Source organism: Streptomyces sp. NPDC087270 (assembly GCF_044744625.1).
GTDB lineage: Bacteria > Actinomycetota > Actinomycetes > Streptomycetales > Streptomycetaceae > Actinacidiphila.
This window is the reverse complement of sequence record NZ_JBIUYR010000001.1, coordinates 245,722-262,984: the sequence shown is the minus strand read 5'-3', so window position 1 is coordinate 262,984 and position 17,263 is coordinate 245,722. Positions and strand designations below refer to the sequence as shown.

General features: G+C 73.4%; 13 protein-coding genes. 5 read left to right on the top strand and 8 right to left on the bottom strand.

Annotation, left to right across the window (positions count from 1 at the left end; translation table 11 throughout):
- Positions 1-126 precede the first annotated feature (126 nt).
- Both ACIPAE_RS01105 and ACIPAE_RS01100 read left to right on the top strand, forming a co-directional pair.
- Positions 127-1,773, top strand: a complete 1,647-nt coding sequence (locus ACIPAE_RS01105; RefSeq protein ID WP_402442069.1) for a chitinase — start codon at positions 127-129, stop codon at positions 1,771-1,773.
- A gap of 305 nt (positions 1,774-2,078) precedes the next feature.
- A complete protein-coding gene (locus ACIPAE_RS01100; RefSeq protein WP_402442067.1) occupies positions 2,079-3,422 on the top strand; it encodes an NlpC/P60 family protein in 1,344 nt (447 codons plus the stop codon).
- An 8-nt stretch (positions 3,423-3,430) separates the two neighbouring features.
- Here ACIPAE_RS01100 and ACIPAE_RS01095 read toward each other — a convergent pair whose 3' ends face one another.
- The 5 genes from ACIPAE_RS01095 to ACIPAE_RS01075 all read right to left on the bottom strand — a co-directional run bounded on the left by ACIPAE_RS01095 (position 3,431) and on the right by ACIPAE_RS01075 (position 9,465).
- Entirely contained in the window at positions 3,431-4,696 is a 1,266-nt protein-coding gene (locus tag ACIPAE_RS01095) for a styrene monooxygenase/indole monooxygenase family protein (protein ID WP_329364870.1), read from the bottom strand.
- Between the two features lie 210 nt (positions 4,697-4,906).
- On the bottom strand, positions 4,907-5,515 hold the full coding sequence (locus ACIPAE_RS01090) for an ATP/GTP-binding protein (RefSeq protein WP_328469194.1): 609 nt from the start codon (positions 5,513-5,515) through the stop codon (positions 4,907-4,909).
- Entirely contained in the window at positions 5,496-5,843 is a 348-nt protein-coding gene (locus ACIPAE_RS01085) for a DUF742 domain-containing protein (RefSeq protein ID WP_329373912.1), read from the bottom strand. Before ACIPAE_RS01085 ends, ACIPAE_RS01090 begins: the two co-directional genes overlap by 20 nt.
- Before the next feature lie 98 nt (positions 5,844-5,941).
- The gene (locus ACIPAE_RS01080) at positions 5,942-6,397 is read right to left on the bottom strand and encodes a roadblock/LC7 domain-containing protein (RefSeq protein WP_329373914.1); all 456 of its coding nucleotides are present in this window, start codon (positions 6,395-6,397) and stop codon (positions 5,942-5,944) included.
- Positions 6,398-6,486: 89 nt separating this feature from the next.
- Positions 6,487-9,465 carry a nitrate- and nitrite sensing domain-containing protein gene (locus ACIPAE_RS01075; protein WP_402442064.1) on the bottom strand — a complete coding sequence of 993 codons (2,979 nt, stop codon included), beginning with the start codon at positions 9,463-9,465 and terminating at the stop codon, positions 6,487-6,489.
- Between the two features lie 333 nt (positions 9,466-9,798).
- On the opposite strand from ACIPAE_RS01075, the gene ACIPAE_RS01070 reads away from it, so the two are divergent.
- Positions 9,799-10,554: a protein phosphatase 2C domain-containing protein gene (locus tag ACIPAE_RS01070; protein ID WP_329364874.1), complete on the top strand. Its 756-nt coding sequence runs from the start codon at positions 9,799-9,801 to the stop codon at positions 10,552-10,554.
- Between the two features lie 247 nt (positions 10,555-10,801).
- Here ACIPAE_RS01070 and ACIPAE_RS01065 read toward each other — a convergent pair whose 3' ends face one another.
- Entirely contained in the window at positions 10,802-11,224 is a 423-nt protein-coding gene (locus ACIPAE_RS01065) for a MarR family winged helix-turn-helix transcriptional regulator (RefSeq protein ID WP_402442635.1), read from the bottom strand.
- A gap of 266 nt (positions 11,225-11,490) precedes the next feature.
- Between ACIPAE_RS01065 and ACIPAE_RS01060 the strand changes: the two genes are divergently transcribed.
- Positions 11,491-12,381 (top strand): lysozyme, encoded by an 891-nt coding sequence (locus ACIPAE_RS01060; RefSeq protein ID WP_329364876.1) that lies wholly within the window; start codon positions 11,491-11,493, stop codon positions 12,379-12,381.
- Between the two features lie 164 nt (positions 12,382-12,545).
- On the opposite strand, the gene lon is transcribed toward ACIPAE_RS01060, so the two are convergent.
- Positions 12,546-14,969 carry an endopeptidase La gene (gene lon, locus ACIPAE_RS01055; protein WP_402442062.1) on the bottom strand — a complete coding sequence of 808 codons (2,424 nt, stop codon included), beginning with the start codon at positions 14,967-14,969 and terminating at the stop codon, positions 12,546-12,548.
- A gap of 376 nt (positions 14,970-15,345) precedes the next feature.
- Positions 15,346-16,290, bottom strand: a complete 945-nt coding sequence (locus ACIPAE_RS01050) for a class I SAM-dependent methyltransferase (RefSeq protein ID WP_402442060.1) — start codon at positions 16,288-16,290, stop codon at positions 15,346-15,348.
- A 146-nt stretch (positions 16,291-16,436) separates the two neighbouring features.
- On the opposite strand from ACIPAE_RS01050, the gene ACIPAE_RS01045 reads away from it, so the two are divergent.
- Complete coding sequence (locus ACIPAE_RS01045) at positions 16,437-17,213, top strand: spermidine synthase (RefSeq protein WP_366414042.1); 777 nt, start codon at positions 16,437-16,439, stop codon at positions 17,211-17,213.
- Positions 17,214-17,263 lie beyond the last annotated feature (50 nt).

The following is a 17,263-nucleotide window of genomic DNA, read 5'->3' as shown; positions in this document are numbered from 1 at the left end:
CGTGCCGTGGTGGCGGGTTCGGGGTGCCCGTGGCGGCGAATGTTGGTCCGGACCATTGACGGAATTGGTCTGGACCTGTTTGCTACCCGGTGACATGAGCACTCCTCGCCGAAGGAGCATCCCCCCATGCCCACCGCCACCGCACCCGATCCGCACGGGCCCACCGTGCGCACCGGCTCCCCCACCCGCAGGCGCGCCCTCGCCGCCGCCGCGACCGCCCTCGCCGGCGCGCTCGCCGTCGGCGGCATGGTCGCCCTCGCCCCGTCCGCCAGCGCCGGGGAGTTCCTGACCAACGGCGACTTCGAGTCCGGCACCCTGTCCGGCTGGACCTGCGACGCGGGCGCCCAGGCCGTCACCGGGCAGGCGCACAGCGGCAGTTACGCCCTGAAGGGCACGCCGTCCGCCTCCGCCACCGGCCAGTGCGCCCAGACCGTCACCGTCGCCCCGAACACCGCCTACACGCTGTCCGCCCAGGTCGACGGCTCCTACGTCTACCTCGGAGTGGACGGCGGCACCTCCACCTGGACCGCGAGCACCGGCGCCGGCTACGCCCCGTTGAGCGTGTCCTTCACCACCGGCGCGACGCAGACCACCGCGAAGGTCTACGTGCACGGCTGGTACGGCGAGCCCTCGTACCTCGCCGACGACATCTCGCTCCAGGGCCCGGGCAGCGGCACCACCACGCCCCCGACGACACCGCCCACCACCCCGCCGACGACTCCCCCGACCACGCCGCCGACCTCCCCGCCCTCCGGCGACCTGCCCACCCACGCGCTGGTCGGCTACCTGCACGAGACGTTCGCCAACGGCTCCGGCTACACCAAGCTCGCCGACGTCCCCGACGACTGGAACATCATCGACCTCGCCTTCGGCGAGACCGACTCCCCCACCTCCGGGACCATCCACTTCACCCGCTGCTCGGTCAGCGAGTGCCCGTCGGTGGAGTCCGACGCGGACTTCAAGGCCGCGATCAAGGCGAAGCAGGCCGCGGGCAAGAAGGTGCTGCTGTCCATCGGCGGCGCCAACGGCGAGGTCCAGCTCACCACCACCGCCGCGCGCGACGCGTTCGTCTCCTCGGTGAGCTCGATCATCGACCAGTGGGGACTGGACGGCGTCGACATCGACTTCGAGAACCAGTCGCTCTCGCTCAACACCGGCGACACCGACTTCAAGAACCCGACCACCCCGGCCATCGTCAACCTGATCGCGGCGATCAAGTCGCTCAAGGCGAAGTACGGCAGCGGCTTCGTGCTGACCATGGCGCCGGAGACGTTCTTCGTGCAGATGGGCTACCAGTACTACGGCACGGGTCCGTTCGGCGGCCAGGACCCGCGCTGCGGGGCGTACCTGCCGGTGATCTACGCGCTGCGCGACGACCTGACCCTGCTCACCGTCCAGGACTACAACTCCGGGCCGATCATGGGCCTGGACAACCAGTACCACACCATGGGCGGCGCGGACTTCCACATCGCCATGACGGACATGCTGCTCACCGGCTTCCCGGTGGCGGGCAACACCTCGAACATGTTCCCGGCGCTCGCCCCCTCGCAGGTCGGCATCGGCCTGCCCGCGTCCGTCAACGCGGGGAACGGCTACACGTCACCCGATCAGGTGGACCAGGCGCTCGACTGCCTGACGAAGAAGACGAACTGCGGCTCGTACACCACCCACGGCTCCTGGCCTGGGCTGCGCGGCCTGATGACCTGGTCGATCAACTGGGACGGCTACAGCGGCTGGGCGTTCTCGCACAACTTCGACAGTTACTTCGGCTGAGCCGGGTCCCGGCTGACAGGACCCGCCTGGCCTGGGGGCGAGTCGCCGCCCCGGAGCTGCCCCCGGGACGGCACGGCTGCCCGCGACCCCTGCTCACAGGGTCGCGGGCAGTCCCCTGCCGGGCCAGAGATGACGGATGATGGCGGGTGGACGACGGGTGACCCGCGGATGACTCCGCGTCGAATCCTCGGCCGTGCGGGTGACCGTTCCGCGGAGATTCGGCCCGTACCTCTGTCGAAGATATGACAATCCATGATTGGCTACTGGCGCTGCTTGTTACCCGCCGGTCATGGGGAGATGAGGGAATGTCAGTGGCCCGTCAGCCCAGCTCGTGGTTCCGCTCGGCCGTGGTGTGCGGCACGCTGCTCGCCGCCGCGGCGCTGTCGCTGCCCGCCGCCCAGCAGGCCGCCGCCCAGCCGCACGACCCGCCGGCCGGACAGGTGCCGCTTTCCACGCTCCTGACCCAGCTCCAGACGTACTACCAGCAGACCGAGACGGCCACCGAGGCGTACAACCAGGCCAAGGAGACCGCCGACCAGAAGCGCACGGCGGCCCGGAAGATCGACAAGCAGCTCGCGGACCAGAAGTCCGCGGTCGCCGACAGCCGGGCCCAGCTCGGACTGATGGCCACTCAGATGTACCGCAACGGCGGCGTGTCGCCGTATCTGTCGCTGCTCAGCGGGCAGACCCCGCAGGACTTCTTCGGGCAGCGGCACGTCCTGGGGCAGATGGCGCAGCAGCAGCGGAGCGTGCTCGGGCAGCTCACCTCCGGCGAGGCGAAGCTGAAGACGCTCAACACGCAGGCGCAGAAGGCGCTCGACACCGCCGAGCAGGCGCAGACCGTCGCCGGGACGAAGCAGAAGGACGTGCAGGCGCACCTCAAGCAGGTCGAGCAGATGCTCGCCGGGCTGACCGGGGTGCAGATCGCCGAACTGCAGAAGCTGGAGCAGGAGGACACCGACAAGGCCCAGCGGGAGCTGATGGACTCCAAGGCGCTGGGCGGCGACCCCGCGCTGCGGGCGCCCTCGCAGGCCGGTGACCGGGCCATCGGGTACGCCTTCGACCAGCTCGGCAAGCCGTACGTGTGGGGGGCGCAGGGGCCGGACTCGTTCGACTGCTCGGGGCTCACCTCGCAGGCGTGGGCGCACGCGGGCACCGTCATCCCGCGCACCAGCGAGCAGCAGTGGGCGCAGTTGCCGCACGTGCCGCTGGCCCTGCTGCGCCCGGGTGACCTGGTGATCTACTTCAAGGGCGCCTCGCATGTGGCGCTCTACATCGGCGACGGCCTGGTCATCCAGGCGCCGCGCCCGGGGTCGTACGTCAAGGTCTCGCCGATCGCGGCCAACCCGATCCTCGGCGCGGTCCGGCCCGACCTCGGCGAGCAGCCGGTGAGCGGCTACCGGCCGAGGTCCATCCCGAAGAACGCGGAGCAGCCGCTTCCGATCGCCGCGGAGACGAAGGCCCCGGCGAAGCCGGCGAAGAAGCCCTCGAAGAAGTCCTCGAAGACGTCTTCGAAGGAGTCCTCGGCGAAGAGTTCGGGGAAGGGCTCCGCCACGTCCTCGGGCGAGGGCTCCGCGAAGCCCCCGGCGAAGGGGACCGTCGACGGCTCCGGCAAGGACTCCTCGGACGGCGGCAAGTCGGCGAAGTAGCCGCCGGCTCAGCCCTGTTCGGCGGGTCCGCCCGCCGCTGCCGACGTGCCGACCCGCGCGAGGTAGCCCTGCGCGAGCTCCGGATCGTAGAACCACTCCTCGAAGTCGGCCGGGTTGTCGAAGCCGTTGGCGAACCGGTCGGCCACGGGCTGGAGTTCACCGGCCGCGCCGATCAGGCCGAGGACGTGCTCGGGGGGCGGCGCCAGCATCGCGTTGGTCCACTTGGTGACCGGCGCCGCCGCCTCCCAGTACCGGTCGAAGGTGGCCTGCATCCAGGCGCGGTCGAACGGGCGGTCCCCGTGCGCGGTGATCCGCTCCAGGTAGATCGCCGCGCACCGGGACGCGTTGTTGGAACCCTGGCCGGTGACCGGGTCGTTGGCGACCACGACGTCGGCGACGCCCAACGTGAGCGCGCCGGAGGGAAGTTCGCCGATCGGGCGGCGCACGGTCGGGGCGAAGCGGCCGGACAGGGTGCCGCCGGCGTCGGTGAGTTCGACGCCGCCGGCGCGGGCGTGCTCCCACGGGACGTAGCGCCGCATCAGGTCGAGGGTGAGCCGCAGGTGCTCCGCGGGGTCCTTGACGCCGGCGAAGACGTCCGCGGGACCGCCCGGGAGGGCCTCCCAGAAGAGGATGTCGCAGGGCCCGGAGGTGGTCAGTGCGGGGATCACGAAGAACTCGCCGATGCCCGGCACCAGGTTGCAGCGCACCGCCCGCACCTCGGGGTGCTCCGGCCGGGGTCCGAGGCCATGCACGTAGGCGACCGCGAGCGCGCGCTGCGGGGCGTCGTACGGCGAGCGGTCCGCGTCCCGGCCGAACATCGACACCAGCTCGCCCTTGCCCGCGGCGACCAGCACCAGGTCGTAGGCGCGGGCGAAGTAGTCCAGGTCGGAGACGGCGGCGCCGTGCACGACCACCTTGCCGCCGCGCTCGGCGAACGTCTCCAGCCAGCCGGACATCTTCACCCGCTGGTCCACCGACTGGGCGGTGCCGTCGAGCCGGCCGAGCCAGTCGATCGCGCGGGTGCCGTCGGGAGCGGTCACCGAGACGCCCAACCCGGTGACGTCAGGGGCCTGTTGGCGCCAGAAGTCGATATCGAGGTCGTGCTCGTGGGCCAGCGAGCCGGCGAACATGCACTGCGTGGACATCACCCGGCCGGTGCGTATCTCGTCCGCGGTGCGGTTGGTCATGACGGTCACGCGGTAGCCCCGCGCCTGTAGGCCCAGGGCGAGTTGGAGCCCGGCCTGACCGGCTCCGACGATGAGAATGCTGCGCATGGCGACTCGCTCGCTTCTTCGCTGTCCGACTGACGTGCACACACCCGTACCCGCCCGCACGGCAACCTACCGGCCCGGGCCGCGCGGCCACAGGGTCCGGGCCTGCCGCCCGGGCCCGCCCCGCCGGACCCGCCGTCCGGGCTCGCGGTCCTGACCCGCCGTCCAGGCCCGCCCCGCCGGACCCGCCGTCCGGGCCTCCGCGGCGTCAGGTCACAGCGGCTGCTCGGCCATCGCGTGTGTGACCAGCGCGAGCAGCGCGTCGACCACGGAGCGCCGCTCGCGGGCGTCGATGACCAGGACCGGGATGTGGTGCGGCACGGCCAGCGCGTCGCGCACGTCGTCGGGGCCGTAGGCCGCGGTGCCCTCGAACTGGTTGACCGCCACGGTGTAGGGCAGACCGGTGCTCTCGAAGTAGTCCAGCGCGGGGAAGCAGTCCGCCAGCCGCCGGGTGTCGGCGAGCACCACCGCTCCTATCGCGCCGCGTACCAGGTCGTCCCACATGAACCAGAACCGCTGCTGGCCCGGCGTGCCGAAGACGTAGAGCACCAGGTCCCGGTCGAGCGTGATCCGGCCGAAGTCCATCGCGACCGTGGTGGTGGTCTTCTCCGGAGTGGCCGCCAGGTCGTCCAGCGCCTCGCTGGCCTGGGTCATGACCGACTCGGTGGTCAGCGGGGTGATCTCCGAGACGGAGCCCACGAACGTGGTCTTGCCCACGCCGAAACCGCCGGCGACGACGATCTTCGTGGAGACCGGTGCGCGGTCGCGCGTGGTCTGCCAGTCCCGCAAGCCCTCCTGCTGGTCAAAGCCTGCGAAGTCCACTGAGCACCCTTTCGAGCAGCGCGCGATCGGGTCCACCGGGACCGTACCCGGTGCCGTACACGCGAATTCTTCCCTGGTCGGCCAGGTCGCTGATCAGGACCCGGACGACACCGAGCGGTATCCGCAGCAGTGCGGAGATCTCCGCCACCGACCGCAGCGCGCGGCACAGTTCGACGATCGCCCGCAGTTCGGGCATCACCCGCTCCGCCCAGTCGCCCCTCGTGAGGGCGGGCTGTTCGTCCGGATGCTCGATCGTAGCCACGAAAGTCTCGACCAGCAGCAGATGCTCGGAACGCGTACGGCCGCCGGTGAGCGCGTACGGCCGCACGCGGGAGGTGCGGCGGTCGCCCTCGCGCTGCCGCGCCGCGGTGCCCGGGGAGGCCGTCGGCGGGGCGGTGGGCGGGCCGGACGGGCCGGCCGGTCGGATCACCGGCCGCCCTCCATCGCCTGGCGCAACTCGCCGCGCAGCGACGGGGTCAGCACGTGGCCGGCCCGGCCGACGAACAGGGCCATGTGGTAGGCGATGACGCTCAGGTCGCACTCGGCGCCGGCGTGCACGCCCAGCAGCGAGCCGTCGCTGATGGACATCACGAACAGCATGCCGTCCTCCATCGCGACGGTGGTCTGCCGCACCTTGCCGCCGTCCATGAGGCGGGCCGCGCCCATGGTGAGCGAGGCCAGCCCGGACACCACCGCGGCCAGGTCCATCCGGACGTCGGAGATCCGGGTCGGCCCGGCCGCCTGCCGGGGCGCGACCGGGTCGGGCTCCGAGCTGAGCAGCAGCAGACCGTCGGAGGAGACGACGGCGACCGAGCGGACGCCGGGCACCTCGTCGACGAAGTTCGCCAGCAGCCACTGGAGGTTGCGGGCATCGTGGCTCAATGCGTCGGAGTGGACGCCGGTGCCCGAGTGGGCGCCGGTGCCGTGGGTACTGGTGGAGCTGGTGGTGCTGAATTGCGTGCGGACCGCGTTCAACGGGTCGCCTCCTCGACGGTGTCTCCCGGACTGGTTGCCGTGGCGGGCCGTGCCGCCGTTGTCTCCGTGGCCCCTCGTGTCTCCAACTCGGCGTCCCTGCGGCCGTCCCGCAGACCGCGCTGCAACCCGGCCAGCTTGCGGCGCAGCCCTTCCGCGTCCAACGGCTCGGTGCGGCGCCTGCCGTCCTGCGCGGCGGCCCGTATCCCGCTGGCCTTCCGCACCCGGCGCGGCAGCGTCCCGTCGGCCCCGTCCGCCCCGGGGTCCAGAGGCGGCGGGGGCGCGGTGGCGGCATGCCGCGGCGCGTACTCGGCACGCGCGTGCTCGACCGACGGTACGTGCCCCGCGGGCGGTACGGCGCCGCCCGGCGGTACGGCCCCGGGTGCGCTCCCGGCCGGGGGTTCGGCGGCCGGCCGGGGCGCGAGCGGGGGCTCGGGAGCGGCCGCGGGTTCAGCCGTAAGCGGCTGCACTTGCATGTCCGGCAACCCCGTCGAGGACATCCGCGCAGGTGGGACGCGCAGACGTTCGACCCGGACCCGCGGCTCGGCCGGGGGGTCGCCGAGGTCGGGCCCGGGGCCGTCGGTGGTCTGCTGCCCGGGCAGCGAGAAGGCGGCGGGCGTCTGCGCGGGCGGTCGCCGCTCGGGCAACGGCGCCTGCGGCAGGGCCGGTTCGGCGGTCTGCTGCCCGAGCACGGGGTGGTCGGGCGCCGGTTGCTGGCGGACCCGCCGGGCGAGGGGCGGGAGCCCGCCCGCCGGCTGCTCCGCCGAGGACGGTTCGGGCGGTGCGGACGCCACGGGCGGTGCGAGCGGTGCGGACGCCACGGGCTGCTCGGGCTGCGCGTGCTGCGTGCCCTGCTCGGCGAAGTGCGCCTCCACGAAGGGCTGTTCGACCGGCGGCCGGTCCTCCGACGGCAGTGCGGGCACGGGAATCCCGCCGCCCGCGCCGTGCTCCGCGCCGAGCCCGGCACCGAACTCCCCACCGGGCACTGCGTCGTACTCCGCGCCGTAATCCCCGCCGAGCCCCGCGCCGTATCCCGCGTCCGCGTCCGGCACCGCGCCGTACCCCGGCTCGGGCGACGCCCCGCGCTGGCCGGGCAGCACCCGGGCGAGCGGGTCGACCGTGGGCACCAGCAGCCGCGGCAGCACCGCGACGGCCGTGGTGCCGCCGTTCGCGTGCGGGCGCAACTGGACCCGGACGCCGTGCCGGTGGGCGAGCCGGGCCACCACGTAGAGGCCGAGGCCGGCCGCCGCGCTCGGCGGCGCCGGGTCGGGGTCGACCAGCAACGCGTTGAGCTCGTCGATCCGCTCCGGGGGCACCCCGATGCCCGAGTCCTCGACCGCGACCATCACCTCGCCGCTCTCCATCACCCAGCCGTTGAGCCGGACTTCGGCGGTGGGCGCGGAGAACGCGGCGGCGTTGTCGAGCAGTTCGGCGATGAGGTGGCTGACGTCGTCGGCCGCGCGGCCGGCCACGTCCGCCTCGGGCATGGCCAGGATGCGGACGCGTTCGTACCGCTCGACCTCGGAGAGGGCCGCGCGGGCCACGTCGATCAGCGGGACCGGGCGGGCGGCGGCGCCATGGCTGTGCTCGGTCCCGGTGAGCACCAGCAGGTTCTCGCTGTTGCGGCGCATCCGGGTGGCGAGGTGGTCGAGGCGGAACAGCGTCGCGAGCCGCTCCGGGTCCTGCTCGTGCTCCTCCATGCCCTCGATCAGGGTGAGTTGGCGCTCGATCAGGCCGAGGGTGCGCAGCGAGAGGTTGACGTGGACGACCTGTACGGCGTTGCGCGCGGTCGCCCGGTTGAGGCGCTCGGCGATCTCCTCGCGGGAGCGCATCAGGTCGTCCCGGGTGCGGGCGAGTTCGGCGCGGGCCACCAGCGCCGCCTGGTGCTCGGCGGCCAGCGCGGTGTGGGCGGCGGCGGACTCGGCGCGCTCGGCGGCGAGTTCGCCGGCACGGGTGCGCAGCGCCTGGGCCTCGTGGGTGAGGGCGTTGATCCGGCGGGCGACGGCGGCGAACTCGTCGGCGCCGATGGCCTCGGCGCCCTGGCCGCTCTCCGGGTCCGCCCGGGACCAGCGGTGCAGGGCGGCGAGCGGGCGGGTGAGCGTGCGGAAGAGGGTGACCAGCACGGCGAGCAGCAGGATCAGGCACAACGCGGCCAGCGCGGCGCGCAGTTCGAGGACGGTGACCTCGTGGTCGCGGTGCGAGGCGGCGGTGGCGGCCTCGTCGGTGGCGGCCGAGGACTCGACGCCGCGCATCAGCGAGAGCCGGGCGGCGAGCGCGGTACCGACCTTCTTGGCGCCCAAGGCCCGGTCGGCGGAGGTGAGTTCGCCGCCGCCCAGCAGCTGGTTCAGGTCGCGGTCGGCCTCGGCGGTGTCGGCGCCGGTGACGGTCTGGTCGTAGTCGGTACGGACCCCGGCGGGCGCGGTCGCGTGGAACTCGGCGAGGGCGGCCTGCTCTTGGAGCCGGGCGGCCTGCGCGTCGGCGACCAGGCCGTGCTGGTCGCCGCCGGCGGTCAGTCCGGCGACGAGCAGGCCGCGCTGCACGGCGGCGGCGGCGGTGGCCCGGCCGAGCGGCGCGGTGACCGGTCCCGCGGCGCGCCCGACCGCGTCGACCAGCGGCTGGTAGGCGGCGACGGCGGCCGGCGCGGAGGAGGCGGCGCGGGCGGACCTGCGGACGGCGGGCAGCGTGGCGAGCGCGGTGCGCAGGTCGGCGGAGAGGCGGCCGCCGCCGGTGACGTCGGCGACCTGGCGGTCGGTGCGCTGCTGGTCGGCGGTCGGGGTGGCGGGCTGCCCGGCCGCGACGGACACCGCGAGGTCGTCCCGCTCGTCGGCGAGGTCGGCGGCCAACGCGGTCGCGCGGACGGCGAGTCGGGCGTCGCCGACGGCGTCCTGGGCGGCCGACAGGTCTCCCACGGCGAGGGCGACCCCGGGCGCGGCCGCGGCCAGGACGATGGCCGCGCAGACCAGCAGGGCGGCGAGCATGCGCTGCCTGACCCGCCGTTCGCGCCGTCGGAGACGTCGTTCACGCACTGTCGGTGCTCGCAATCACGAGTCGCGGGGGCCCGGGATCGTCCCCGGGATACGTGCAGAATCCCTCAGACCCTCGCAGGCCAGCGGGTTCGGGGGCCAGGCGTCCCCTCCCCGGACACCCGAACGAGTGAATCGCACAGGTGAGTTGACCGACAAGTCCGGTACGGGTGGCACCCTCCGCCCGGCACCCGTCGCCGCTGGCACACACCGTTCCGCTTTGGCAGGATGCCCGCGCACAGCAGCGCGTCGCGGTGGTACGGACCAACCGGCTGCGAGACTGGCCCCATGCGGATCGAGACGGCGACCGAGCCCGGGACGACGGGCGTGCCCAACGAGGACTTCGCGGCGGTGGCGCTTCCGGCGTCCGGCGCCGGCGGCGTGGTGGTGGTGCTGGACGGGGTGACGCCGCCGCCGGACAACGGGGGCTGCGTGCACTCGGTGCCCTGGTTCACCGCCCGGCTGGGCGGCGCGCTGCTCGAACTGGCCCTGGCGCGGCGGGAGTCGGAGCTGGCGGACTGCCTGGCCGACGCGATCGCGCGGACCGCCGAGGCACACCGCGGCACTTGTGATCTTTCTCACCCGCTGACGCCGCAGGCCACGGTGGTCGTCGCCCGCTGGGACGAGGCGGACGTGGAGTACCTGGTGCTGTCCGACTCGGTGCTGCTGGTCGAGGACACCGCCGGGGTGGTGACGGCGGTGCTGGACGACCGGATCGACCGGCTGCGGGCGACCGGGGTGCGGGTCGGGCCGCTGCGGAACCAGGAGGGCGGCTTCTTCACGGCCGCGGCCGACCCGTCGGCGGCGACCCGCGCCGTGACCGGCCGGCTGCCGCGCGCGGACGTCACCGCGCTGGCCGCGCTCACCGACGGCGCCACCCGCGCGGTGGAGTACTACGCCGTGGACGACTGGGCTGGCACCTTCGCGCTGCTGCGCAAGGCGGGCCCGGAGCGGCTGTTCGCCCGGGTGCGCGCGCTGGAGACCGAGCAGCCGCCGCCCGGCAAGCAGCATGACGACGCGACAGCCGTACTGATCGAGCTGTAGCCCGGCACGGGCAGGGCCCGCAGCCACGTACGAGCGGGGGTCCGCAGCCGTGTACGGGCGAGGCCCGCAGCCACATCCCGGGCGAGCGCCCACAGCCACGTACGAACGAGGCCCGCATCCACGTCCCGGGCGAGCACCCACAGCCACGTACGAACGAGGCCCGCAGCCGCGTCCCGGGCGAGGACCCACAGCCGCCCTCGGCGGGGCGGGCCGGTCGGCCCCGCCCGGGGGGCGACCGGCCCGCGCGCTACCCGGACTGCGTGGCGTTGAGGCGGTGCAGGAGGCGGGCGAGTTCGGCCACGTCGTTGGGGTCCCAGGCGGCGAGCTGCCCGAGGTAGCGCTCGCGGCGCAGCCGCCGCACCCGGGCGAACCGCTCCCGGCCCTCGCCGGTCAGCCGCATCAGGTAGGCGCGGCCGTCGGCGGGGTCGGGTTCGCGGGCGACCAGCCCCAGTTCCTCCATCGCGCGCAACTGCCGGCTCATGGTGGCCTTGCCGACGCCGAAGTACGCCGCCAGGTCGGTGGCCCGCTCGGGCTCGACCTCGTCCAGCCGGACCAGGATGCCGTAGGCCGCGGCCTCCAGGCCGGGGTGCACCGCGCGGGCCAGGTCGCCGGAGGCGGCCCTGGCCCGGCGGAAGAGCACGGTCAACTCGCGCTCCAGCGCGCCCGCCACGCCGTCGCCGGGCGGCTCCGTTCCGCCCGTGCCGCCGGCATCGCACGCGGCGCGGTTCGCTTGGGTCACAGGGGCCCCGCTTTCAACGGCTGAAAGTTTTCTTCACAGACGGTGGTTTCCGCAGCACGTCAAGTATTTCGCAGGCGTAGACCAACGGCGGTTACCGGTCCCTCTTTCCACGCGCGTAGCGCCCAACGTACCGTCAGTTCTGTCATGACCACACCATGGTCATGCGAGTCCCCCACCTGCCCCTCCTGGAGGCACGCATGTCCCACGGAGTCTTCTCCGTCGTGCACGGCAACGGCTCGGCCAGAACCCGGCTCGCGGTTCTCGCCGGCCTGATCGTCTCCCTCCTCACCCTGGCGTTCACCGCTCCCGGCGCGGCCCATGCGGCGACCGCGACCGGCACCGGTCCGAGCGCCGGCCACCTCACCCACCCGGAACTGGACTGGATGGGCTCGACCGTCGCGGCGCACGAGGGCTCCAGCGCGCACGGCTCGGCCACGTCCGGCACCGTGTCCCCGATGGTGACCCAGACCCCCGGCATGGACGTCTCCGCCTACCAGGGCAGCGTCAACTGGGCGACCGCGTGGGCGAACGGCGGCAAGTTCGCGTACATCAAGGCGACCGAGAGCACCTCGTACACGAACCCCGACTTCGCCCAGCAGTACAACGGTTCCTACAACGTCGGCATGATCCGCGGGTCGTACCACTTCGCCACGCCGGACACCTCCGGCGGCGCGACGCAGGCGGACTACTTCATCGCGCACGGCGGCGGCTGGTCGGCCGACGGCAAGACCCTGCCGGGCGCGCTGGACATCGAGTACAACCCCTACGGCGCCACCTGCTACGGCCTCAGCCAGGCCAGCATGGTGAGCTGGATTCACGCGTTCGCCAACGAGTACCACGCCAAGGAAGGCGTCTACCCGGTCATCTACTCGACCTACGACTGGTGGTCGACCTGCACCGGCAACAACAGCGGGTTCGCGACCACCAGCCCGTTCTGGATCGCCAAGTACTCCTCCAGCGCGGGGACCCTGCCGGGCGGCTACGGCTTCTACACGTTCTGGCAGCACGCCGACTCCGGCACGTTCCCCGGTGACCAGGACTACTTCAACGGCCCGATCTCCGGGCTCCAGGCTCTCGCGAACGGCTAGCGGGGAGGTACCCCACGCGCCCCGTGACAGGTGCGGCTCCCTCCGCGAGGAGGGAGCCGCACCAACAGGGGCGAGGGGAACCGCGCGCTCGGCAGGCCACCGGCCTGCGGCCGGGAACGGCGAGCAACCGCGGCGGCGGGGCGCAACCCACCACCGGGAGGTGGTCACGCGGCGATCGGGACCTCCTCGGCGGGGGTGTCCGCCTCCGCCGGCTCCAAGGCCAGCGCCAGCACCTGGCGGACGTCGCTGACCGGGTGGACATCGAGCACGCCGAGGATCTCCGCGGGGACGTCGTCGAGGTCGGCCTCGTTGCGCTTGGGAATCACCACGGTGGTGATCCCGGCGCGGTGCGCGGCCAGCAGCTTCTGCTTGACCCCGCCGATGGGCAGCACCCGGCCGGTCAGGGACACCTCACCGGTCATGGCGACGTCGGTACGCACCCGGCGGCCGGACAGCAGGGACGCGAGGGCGGTGGTCATGGTGACACCCGCGCTCGGGCCGTCCTTGGGCACGGCGCCGGCCGGCACGTGCAGGTGGACGCCGCGGTCCTTGAGGTCGCCGACCGGCAGCTCCAGTTCCGCGCCGCGCGAGCGCAGGAAGGAGAGCGCGATCTGCGCGGACTCCTTCATCACGTCACCGAGCTGGCCGGTGAGCTGGAGCCCGGACCCGCCGGTCTCCGGGTCGGCCAGCGACGCCTCGATGTAGAGCACGTCGCCGCCCGCGCCGGTGACCGCGAGGCCGGTGGCCACGCCCGGTACGGCGGTGCGCCGCTCCTCCGGGTCCTGCGCGGCCTCGGGCACGTGGTGCGGCCGGCCGATCAGGGCCCGCAGGTCGCCCGAGCCGACCGCGAACGGCAGCTCCCGGTCGCCCAGTTCGTGCTGCGCGGCGATCTTCCGCAGCAGGCGCGCCACGGTCCGCTCCAGGTTCCGCACGCCCGCCTCGCGGGTGTACTCGCCGGCCAGCCGGCGCAGCGCGTCCTCGTCCAGGCTCACCTCGTCGGCGGCCAGGCCCGCGCGCTCCAGCTGGCGGGGCAGCAGGTGGTCGCGGGCGATGACGACCTTCTCGTCCTCGGTGTAGCCGTCGAGCCGGACCAGCTCCATCCGGTCCAGCAGCGGCTCGGGGATGGCCTCCAGCACGTTGGCGGTGGCCAGGAACACCACGTCGGACAGGTCGAGTTCGACCTCCAGGTAGTGGTCGCGGAAGGTGTGGTTCTGCGCCGGGTCGAGGACTTCGAGCAGCGCGGCCGCCGGGTCGCCCCGGTAGTCCGAGCCGACCTTGTCGACCTCGTCGAGCAGCACCACCGGGTTCATCGACCCGGCCTCCTTGATCGCGCGCACGATCCGGCCGGGCAGCGCGCCCACGTACGTCCTGCGGTGGCCGCGGATCTCGGCCTCGTCGCGGACGCCGCCGAGCGCCACCCGGACGAACTCGCGGCCCATCGCGCGGGCCACGGACTCGCCGAGCGAGGTCTTTCCGACCCCGGGCGGCCCGACCAGCGCCAGGACCGCGCCGCCGCGACGGCCGCCGACCACGCCGAGACCGCGGTCGGCCCGGCGCTTGCGGACCGCCAGGTACTCGGTGATCCGCTCCTTCACGTCGTCGAGGCCGGAGTGGTCCGCGTCCAGCACGGCCCGTGCGCCCGCGACGTCGTAGGTGTCCTCGGTGGTGGTGTTCCACGGCAGTTCGAGAACGGTGTCCAGCCAGGTCCTGATCCACGAGCCCTCCGGGGAGGCGTCCGAGGAGCGCTCCAGCTTCTCGACCTCCTTCAGGGCGGCCTCGCGGACCTTCTCGGGCAGGTCGGCGGACTCCACCCGGACCCGGTAGTCGTCCGTCTCGTTGTCGGGGTCGCCGTTCAGCTCGGCCAGCTCCTTGCGGACCGCCTCCAGTTGCTGGCGGAGCAGGAACTCGCGCTGCTGCTTCTCCATGCCCTCCTGGACGTCCTTGCGGATCGTCTCGGCGACGTCCTGCTCGGCGAGGTGGTCGCGCAGCCACTGCGTGGCGAGCTTCAGCCGGGCCACCGGGTCGGCGGTCTCCAGCAGCTCCACGCGCTGCTCCACGCTCAGGAACGGGGAGTAGCCGGAGTTGTCGGCGAGCTGCCCGGCGTCGTCGATCTGCTGCACGCGGTCGACCACCTGCCAGGCGCCGCGCTTGCGCAGCCAGCTGGTGGCGAGCGCCTTGTACTCCTTCATCAGCTCGGCCACGGTGCCGGGCGCCCCCTGCGGCGCGGGCTCCTCCACCACGGTGCCCTCCACCCACAAGGCCGCACCCGGTCCGGTCGTACCCGCGCCGATCCGCACCCGCGAGCGGCCCTTGATCACCGCGCCGGGGTCGCCGTCGGACAGCCGCCCGACCTGCTCGACCGTCCCGAGGGTGCCCACGGCCGCGTAATTCCCATCGACCCTCGGCACCAGGAGCACGCGGGGTTTGCCCGGCGCGTCCCCGGTGTGGGCCGCCTGGGCGGCCTCCACCGCGGCCCGCACTTCGCTGTCCGTCAGGTCGAGCGGTACGACCATGCCGGGCAGCACGACCTCGCCGTCGAGCGGCAGTACGGGGAGGGTGAGGTTGGAACTCTTCGGCTCAAACGCCATGATCGCTCCCTTTGCAAGCAAGTTGAGTACACCTGACTCAATGCAAAGGGCTCCGCCCGTGTTCCCGGCCCCACGTTCGCCCTGAGCGATCAGGGCACCCCGCGCCCCCCGGGAGGGGGTTCCCGTCGGCTCCGGGACCTCGCGGCCGGTGGTGGGCTGGTCGCGCAGTTCCCCGCGCCCCTGGAATTGGTGCGGCTTCTCCGGGGGCATCCCCGTGCCCCCCGAGCCTGCGACAACGCTCTTTTCGCGGAAGAGCCGTCACGAATCCAGGGGCCCGTGGGGGTACCTCCCAGGCGAAGCTCTGGGGGAGAACGGCGGGCGCAACCCCCCACCGGCGGGTGGTCCCGGGGCCGACAGGACGGGGCACCCCGGTGGGTCAGTCCCGCGCCCGCAGAAACGCCGAGGTGGAAACGCGTCCGACCAGGTCGAAACGGGTGGAGCCGGCGAGGTAGGCGTCCGCGCCCTCCTGGACACCGGCCCACTTGTTGTCGCCGTAGTCGTCGAGGACCACGACCGCGCCCGGGGCCGCGATGGTCTCGGCCCACTCGAGGTCCTCGGTCACGCCCTGCGCGGAGTGGTCCCCGTCGATGACGATCACGCCGTACTCGCGGTCGGAGACCGCCGCCCGCACGTCGGGGTCACCGGAGAAGCCGACCTGCACCCGGGCCCGCTCACCCGCCTTCCCCCCGAGCGCCAGGTTCGCCCGGACCACGTCGAGCCGGACCGGCGTACCCGTGGGGTCGAGGCCCTCCAGCCCGCCCGGCTGGAGCTGCGTACCGACCAGCGGGTCCACGATCGTCAGCTCGGGCTCTATCCCCGCGCGGTGCAGCATCCGCAGCATCGTCGCCGAGAAGAGCCCGTACAGCGTGCCGATCTCCAGCACCTCCGCGTTGGGCGGGTCGAGCAGCGGCACCGTGGCGAGCTTGCCGCAGACGTTCTGGGTGGAGCCGGCGAGCCGGCCCACCGCCAGCGCCTCCAGCGCGATCACGTTGCGGAACGCGACCGTCACGTTGCGCCGGGCCACCTTCGGGTCGGTCCCGCTGACCTTCGCCACCTCGGCCACCAGCGTGTCGATCTGCGCCGCGGTGGGCAGCCGGGGGCCGCTGCGGCCGGTGCGGTCGAAGAGCAGCCCGACCGCGTACTCCTGGCCGCGCAGCTCGCCGACCTGCCGGCGCAGTTGCTCCAGCTCCTTCACCTCCCGCCGCAGGGCGTCCAGTTCCTTGCGCAGCCGGGAGACGGGGCGCTGGACGCGCTGGTCGACGAGCGTCGTGGCAGGGCGCAGGAGCCGCTTGGCCATCGGGCTGTTCAGAATGGGCGACATGGCCGGAACCTACGCCGCGCCCCAGGGGCCCGGACCATCTGCGGGCACAGAACAACGGAAGTCCTCCGGTACGGGAGTTGAACGCCCGATGGCGCGGCGGCCGACGTCCGGCCATGGGTTTGCCGCGGGTCCGTCAAAATGGGGTCATGGCGGCTTTGAACACGCGTGACCCGCGCTTCCCGACCCCTGGTCCCGGCCTCCTGACCGGCGAAGGACCGGTCGTGCTGGACCGGCGCGACGGCCCGTACGGGGAGGCGGTGCTGCGCCGGCGCGGCGCGCACCTGGAGATCATCGCCAACGGCACCTTCCTGATGGACACCTCCGACGGCCGCTCGGAGCGGCTGCTGGTCGACGTGGCGCTGGACGCGCTGCCGGCCGGCCGGGACCGGCCGAGCGTGCTGATCGGCGGGCTCGGCGTCGGCTTCTCGCTGGCCCAGGCCGCCGGCCAACCGCGCTGGGCACGGATCGACGTGGTCGAGCGGGAGCAGGCGGTGATCGACTGGCACCGGGCCGGCCACTTCGCGGCGCACACCGACGGCGCGCTGGACGACCCGCGGGTGCGGCTGATCACCGCGGACCTGCCGGCCTACCTGCGGACGGCGCCCGGCGAGCGGTCCGGTACGGAGCCCGCCGGCGCAGGCGCGCGCCCGCCCGCCGGCGGCTACGACGCGCTCTGTCTGGACATCGACAACGGCCCGGACTGGACAGTCACCGACAACAACGGCAGTCTCTACAGTCCCAGCGGCCTCGACGACTGCCGGGAGCTGCTCAGCCCCGGCGGTGTCCTGGCCGTGTGGTCCGCGCAGCCCTCGGCCGCCTTCGAGACCGCACTCAAGGGGGCGGGGTACACCGGGGTGCGCAGCCTTGAGGTTCCGGTCGCGCGCGGCGTGCCCGATGTGGTGCATGTAGCCGTCAAGGCGTGAAGGCGTCATAGTCAGGGCAGCGGCCCGCCCCGTACGCTGCCGGTAACGGA